The sequence below is a fragment of the Acidovorax sp. KNOB132 genome, assembly GCF_057541515.1.
In genome coordinates this window covers 1-5,691 of record NZ_BAAJYT010000230.1, presented here as the reverse complement: position 1 = coordinate 5,691, position 5,691 = coordinate 1, and the positions used below count along the sequence as shown (strand labels likewise).

At 68.8% G+C, this 5,691-nt stretch carries 6 protein-coding genes and 1 pseudogene; all 7 read right to left on the bottom strand.

Features of this window, described 5'->3' with window-relative positions; genetic code table 11:
* Positions 1–29: 29 nt before the first annotated feature.
* Complete coding sequence (gene nusB / locus AC27IO_RS19615; RefSeq protein WP_284428808.1) at positions 30–599, bottom strand: transcription antitermination factor NusB; 570 nt, start codon at positions 597–599, stop codon at positions 30–32.
* A complete protein-coding gene (ribH, locus tag AC27IO_RS19610) occupies positions 596–1,060 on the bottom strand; it encodes a 6,7-dimethyl-8-ribityllumazine synthase (protein WP_284399473.1) in 465 nt (154 codons plus the stop codon). The genes nusB and ribH overlap by 4 nt, the downstream gene beginning before the upstream one ends.
* 3 nt (positions 1,061–1,063) lie before the next feature.
* The gene (gene ribBA, locus AC27IO_RS19605; protein ID WP_284399476.1) at positions 1,064–2,185 is read right to left on the bottom strand and encodes a bifunctional 3,4-dihydroxy-2-butanone-4-phosphate synthase/GTP cyclohydrolase II; all 1,122 of its coding nucleotides are present in this window, start codon (positions 2,183–2,185) and stop codon (positions 1,064–1,066) included.
* A 156-nt stretch (positions 2,186–2,341) separates the two neighbouring features.
* Positions 2,342–4,066, bottom strand: a complete 1,725-nt coding sequence (locus AC27IO_RS19600) for a T6SS phospholipase effector Tle1-like catalytic domain-containing protein (protein ID WP_498740295.1) — start codon at positions 4,064–4,066, stop codon at positions 2,342–2,344.
* Between the two features lie 124 nt (positions 4,067–4,190).
* Positions 4,191–4,487: a 2Fe-2S iron-sulfur cluster-binding protein gene (locus AC27IO_RS19595; protein WP_487090862.1), complete on the bottom strand. Its 297-nt coding sequence runs from the start codon at positions 4,485–4,487 to the stop codon at positions 4,191–4,193.
* A 390-nt stretch (positions 4,488–4,877) separates the two neighbouring features.
* Positions 4,878–5,159 (bottom strand): DUF427 domain-containing protein, encoded by a 282-nt coding sequence (locus AC27IO_RS19590; protein WP_092739949.1) that lies wholly within the window; start codon positions 5,157–5,159, stop codon positions 4,878–4,880.
* A 240-nt stretch (positions 5,160–5,399) separates the two neighbouring features.
* Positions 5,400–5,691 (bottom strand): annotated as a pseudogene (locus AC27IO_RS19585) (glutathione binding-like protein); the annotation flags it as partial.

The following is a 5,691-nucleotide window of genomic DNA, read 5'->3' as shown; positions in this document are numbered from 1 at the left end:
GGGGGCGGGGCCGGACCGGCCCCGGGCGCTCAGGCGCCGTCCGCCGGGGCCTGCGGTGGCTGCGCCGGGTTCGCGCCCTTGTCGGCCGCGACTTCGGTGGCGCGCAGCGTGGGGGCCAGGCCGTTGAGCACGCCGTTGACGTACTTGTGGCCGTCGGTGCCGCCGAACTCCTTGGCCAGCTCGATGCATTCGTTGATGACCACGCGCCACGGCACGTCCAGGCAGTGCTGGAACTCGTACACGCCGATCCACATGGCCGCATGCTCGATGGGCGAGATCTCGGCCATCTTGCGATCGAGCTGTGGGGTGATCAGTGCGTCGAGCGCCTCGGCCGATTCGATGCAGCCGTGCAGCAGCGCGTCGTAGTGGGCGGCATCGGCCTTGTGAAAGCCCGCCAGGTCGCGGGTGAAGGTGTCGATGGCGGTGGCGTCATTGCGGCCCACCAGGTGCTGGTAGAGCGCCTGCAGCGCGAACTCGCGCGCGCGGCTGCGGTTGGATTTGGAGGCGGCCTTGCGGGCGCCGGTGCTGGTCACCCCGGTGCGCGCTTGCCGTGGCGGGCGCTTGGCGCCGCCGGGGTGCGAAGAGGTGGAGTCGCTCACGACAGCTCCTCCAGCAGGTTGGCCATTTCCACGGCCACGCGGGCGGCGTCCTGGCCTTTTTCGGTCTGGCGGGCGATGGCCTGCTCCATGTTCTCGGTGGTGATGATGGCATTGGCCACCGGCACGTGGTAGTCGAGCGAGATGCGGCTCACGCCCGCGCCCGATTCGTTGGCCACCAGTTCGAAGTGGTAGGTTTCGCCGCGGATGATGCAGCCCAGGGCGATCAGTGCATCGTATTCGTCGCGTTCGGCCATGGCCTGCAGGGCCACCGGCACTTCCAGCGCGCCGGGCACCAGCACGTGGTGGATGTGCTTTTCCTGCACGCCCAGCGCCAGCAGTTCGGCACGGCAGGCCGCGGCCAGGGTGTTGGTGATGCTCTCGTTGAAACGGGCCTGCACGATGCCGATGTGCAGCTTCTTGCCGTCGAGCTTGTCCGCTGTTCCTTTGTCTGCGCCAAACATGTCTTATTCCTTGGGAAGGTATCCGGTGATCTCGAGGCCGTAGCCCGCCATGCTGGGCATGCGGCGCGGCGGGCCCATCAGTTGCATCTTGTGAACGCCGCATTCGCGCAGGATCTGCGCGCCCACGCCGTAGGTGCGCAGGTCCATGCGACCGCGTTCGGGCGCATGGGCCGAGCGGGCGCGCCCTTCGAACTGCTCCAGCAACTGCTCGGCGCTTTCGCCGCAGTTGAGCAGCACGGCCACGCCCTGGCCTTGGGCGGCGATGTATTGCAGGCTGCTGTCCAGGCCCCAGGAGTGCATGGAGCGGTTGACCTCCAGCGCGTCCAGCACCGACAGGGGCTCGTGCACGCGCACGGGCACGCTGTCATCCGGGCCCCACTGGCCCTTGACGAGCGCCAGGTGCACGGCCTGGCTGGGTTCGTCGCGGAAGGCGTGGGCGGTGAATTCGCCGAAGGCGGTCTGCAGCGGGCGCGTGCCCACTTTCTGCACCAGCGATTCGTTGCGGCTGCGGTATTCGATGAGGTCGGCGATGGTGCCGATCTTGAGGCCGTGCTCGGCCGCGAAGATCTGCAGGTCGGGCAGGCGGGCCATGGTGCCGTCGTCCTTCATCACCTCGCAGATCACGGCGCTGGCACTGCAGCCGGCCATGGCGGCCAGGTCGCAGCCGGCTTCGGTGTGGCCGGCGCGCATGAGCACGCCGCCGTCCACCGCCTGCAGCGGGAAGATGTGGCCGGGCTGCACCAGGTCGGCGGCCACGGCGTGGGGCGCCACGGCGGCCTGCACGGTGCGGGCGCGGTCGGCGGCGGAGATGCCGGTGGTCACGCCCTCCGCCGCTTCGATGGAGGCGGTGAACGCCGTGCCCATCTTGGTGCCATTGCGGGCCACCATGGGGGCCAGCTTCAGCAGTTCGCAGCGTTCGCGGGTGAGGGTCAGGCAGATCAGGCCGCGGCCGAAGCGCGCCATGAAGTTGATGGCCTCGGGGGTGACGTGGTCGGCGGCCAGGACCAGGTCGCCTTCGTTCTCGCGGTCTTCCTCGTCCACTAGGATGACGATGCGCCCGGCGCGCATCTCGGCCACGATGTCTTGCACCGGCGAGATGGGCGCAGGGGTCAGGGGGGTGTTCATGGAGGGCAGGGCTTTCGGTGGGCCGCGCGGGTGGCGTGCACCGCACGCTGGTCCGGCCACGGCCCGGACGGAGCCGCCTCCAAAGAGCGGGCGGTGCGGCGCTGGCCGCACGGTGCGGGAGCGCTACGCGCCCCAAAGGCGGCGATTTTAGTCCACTTAGTGGACTTGGGGCGCGGGCGAGGCGGGCCGCGTCCGGCCGCCCTCGCGCCCGGCCAGGGCACCGGCCACCATCACCCACGCCAGCAGCAGCAGGGACAGCAGTTTGAGGCCGCTGGCCACCGTCAGCACCGTGGGCCAGTGCGGGTGGTGCATGTGCAGCGTGGCGTAGTTTTCCACCAGGTCCGACAGCACGAGGGCCAGCATCGTCCAGTGGGCATGGCGGTAGAGCCAGCCCAGGGCCCAGCCCGGCGGCACGGCCCGCGCGACCAGCCGCCGCAGGGCCCAGGCCACCGGGTAGGCCAGCCACAAGGCGTAGCTGGCGAGCAGCGCCCAGTCCCAGGCGATGGCGCGGCGCACGCTGTCGGTGCCGCCGCAGACCACGCCCCAGCCGGCGTGCCAGTGCGCCGTCACCTGAAAGCCCGAGGGCAGGCCCTGCACCCACCCCGGCGCCGACTGCAGGTCGCAGGCGGCCTGCCCGAACTGGAACGTGATGGCGAACAGCACGGCGGTGACGACCGCCAGCGCCACGCCCAGCCAGCGCCAGGGCTGCGTGCGCGGCACGGTGTTGGCGGGAACGGCGCCGTCCACCGGGCGGGCGGTGGGATCGATGAAGTCGCTGGGAAAGCGCTCGCGGGCATTGAGGCCGGTCCAGACCCAGTAGGGGCAGTCGTAGGCCTGGTCGTGCATGGCCGTGAGCGGGTCGCCGGGCTGCAGCTGGTCCCGGTCCACGCGCAGGCCCTTGGCGAAGGCCTCGTCCACCATCCATTTCAGCGTGAGATTGGACAGCCCGTCGCGCGCGTACGAGCCGCCCACGTCGCTGTGCACGCCGCGGAACCAGCGCTGGTCGTAGCTGCGCCAGGGGCGCTCACGCTCGGTGAAGTGCGGATCGGCGTAGCGCCGGGGCGAGTACTTGCTGCGCGATTCGTACAGCGACATGGCATGGCGCACGTTGGCGAACCGCTTGCGGGCGAACTCGGTGGAGTTGGTGATCTTGATGCCGCCCAGCAGCCCGCTGCCGATGGCCTCCACCGTGTCCCACACGCCCACGAAGTGCACGAGCGGCGTGCGGCCCAGCGAGAAATTGTCGATCACGTCGCGCGCGAAGGCCTCGCGGCTCTTGGTGCCGGCCTGGTTCTTCTGGCCGCTCGGGGCGAAATAGGTGCGCACCAGGGTTTCGATGAGCGGCAGACCCTCGGTGTGGATAAGGCCGTACATGTTGATCATGCCGGCCACCGCCCGCGCGGTGAACGCGCCGCGCGAGAAGCCGAACAGGTAGATGCGGTCGCCCGGCCGATAGGTGTGCACGAGAAACTTGTAGGCCTCGGCGATGTTGGGGAACACGCCGCTGCCCAGCGCCAGCCCGGCCAGTTGCCGCAGCTGGTTCCTGGCCTTGGACAGGATGCCGTCCGCCGGGAATTCATTGGTGGTGCCCACGCCAGGGTCGTAATAGACCAGTTGCGTGGGCTCGCTGCCCGATGCGTCCCGGCCCTTGGCAAGCATGCGCAGCAGCTTCACCACGTTGGTGTCCTGCTGGTTGCCCAGGATGTTGCCGGTGCCGTCGAACAGCAGCACGAGGTTGCGGCCCGGCTGCGCGGCCCATTGCTCGTCCGCGGCGATGCATTCGGCCAGGATGGCCTCGCGCGTGGGCGCGCGGTCGGCGGCGTCCGGTGCCGTGGCGTTGGCATGGGCGGCCGGTGCGGCCGGCGTGTTTTTGGCGTTCATGGTGTCCTCCCTCCCGTGGCGATGCGTGTCCGGGAGATTCTGGGCGAGGAACGCGCGCCGCAGCAAGGGTGCCCGCCCCATGGGAGCGCGGGGCGGGCACGGGTTCAGATCATTTCAGCCGGCTTCAGATGCCGGGCGCTTCCAGCCGCACGTCGCCCACCGGGTAGGCCACGCAGGGCAGCACGCAGCCCTCGGCGCGCTCCTCGGCCGATAGGCCGGGCCATTCGATGGCGTAGCGCACCTCGCCTTCGGCCAGCAGGCCGATGCAGGTGCGGCAGGTGCCGTTGCGGCACGAACTGGGCCAGTCGATGCCGCCTTGCTCCAGCGACAGCAGCAAGGGCTGCTCGGGCCAGGCATCGCACTGGATGCCGTCGTCGCCGACGCGGGCGGTGAAAAAGGGAACGGAGGAAGGGTCACTCATGGCGAACGGCCACAGGAGGGCAGTGAACGAGAGGGTTAGGGATGAAAAAGGCTTCCAGTGCAATCAACACTAGGGCATATAGCTATGTTTTTAATAGCATCCATGGGCCGTGGCGCTGAGAACCCCGGATTGCCTAAAAAGAAGGCAGTCGAGCGGTAAGCTTTCAAAATCAACGACTTGGCGCCCTCATACAGGGCTTGTCCCGAGTTATCCACATGATTATCCAGCGGCATCAGGGATAACCACAGCCCTGTGGCAACCGGGTGCCTAAAAATGAGGCGGCGCACCGGTTTCCTTGCAAAATCAAGGGCTTGGCGTCGCCATACAGGCGTTGTCCCGGGTTATCCACATGATTGTCCAGTGCGGGCAGGGATAACCCGAGGGGCCCGGTCACGCGCCGACCTTGACGCCTTTCCAGAACGCGAAGCGGCCGCGGATCGACTCGGCTTCGGGCTTGGGGTCGGCATAGGTCCAGACGGCGTCGGGGTTCAGTTCGCCGTTGACCAGCAGCGACCGGTAGGTGGCCTGGCCCTTCCAGGGGCACATGGTCTTGTGGTTGCTGAAGGTGAAGTATTCCGGCTTCAGCGCGCTCTCGGGGAAGTAATGGTTTCCCTCGACCAGCACGGTGTCGTCGCTCTCGGCGACGGTCACGCCGTTCCAGATGGCTTTCATGGGGGTGGTCCTTTGCAATGAAAAAAATGCGGGCTGCACTGATGGGATGGAGATCGCGCTAGCAGCCATCCCATGAATCGCAGGCCATGGGCCGGGGCGCGGCAGCGCGTTGAAGGCCGGGCGATGGGCCGTGGCAACGCATCGCGGCCTTGCCGGAAGAGCACCTTACCCGAATTTGCCCGCGTCCTTGTCGTCGTCGCCGCCACGCGGCGGCAGTGCACCGCCCCTGTTCCGCCCGGCTCATGGCCGCAGGTCCGGCGATGGCGTGAGCGGCACCCCCTGCGCGCGTGCCGCCGCTTCCTGCGCCGCCATGGCCCGGCCGAAAAGCGGGCCGCTCGCGCAGGCGGGCCCAGTAGGCCGCCACGGCGGGAGTGAACGCGGCGGCCAGCGCCAGGTGTCCGGCCAGCAGCAGCGCATAGCCCACCGACACATCCGCCGCCGTGAAGCGCCCGGCACACAAATAGGGCTGCTGTGCCAGCCGGGGTTCCAGCGTGCGCAGCCGCGCCAGAAACCAGCGGGCGTAGTCGTCGGC

Bases quoted from the DNA above. Each gene is read 5' to 3' on its own strand.
- ribH (WP_284399473.1), bottom strand. From the start codon at position 1,060: ATGTTTGGCGCAGACAAAGGAACAGCGGACAAGCTCGACGGCAAGAAG.
- ribBA (WP_284399476.1), bottom strand. From the start codon at position 2,185: ATGAACACCCCCCTGACCCCTGCGCCCATCTCGCCGGTGCAAGACATC.
- AC27IO_RS19600 (WP_498740295.1), bottom strand. From the start codon at position 4,066: ATGAACGCCAAAAACACGCCGGCCGCACCGGCCGCCCATGCCAACGCC.
- AC27IO_RS19595 (WP_487090862.1), bottom strand. From the start codon at position 4,487: ATGAGTGACCCTTCCTCCGTTCCCTTTTTCACCGCCCGCGTCGGCGAC.
- AC27IO_RS19590 (WP_092739949.1), bottom strand. From the start codon at position 5,159: ATGAAAGCCATCTGGAACGGCGTGACCGTCGCCGAGAGCGACGACACC.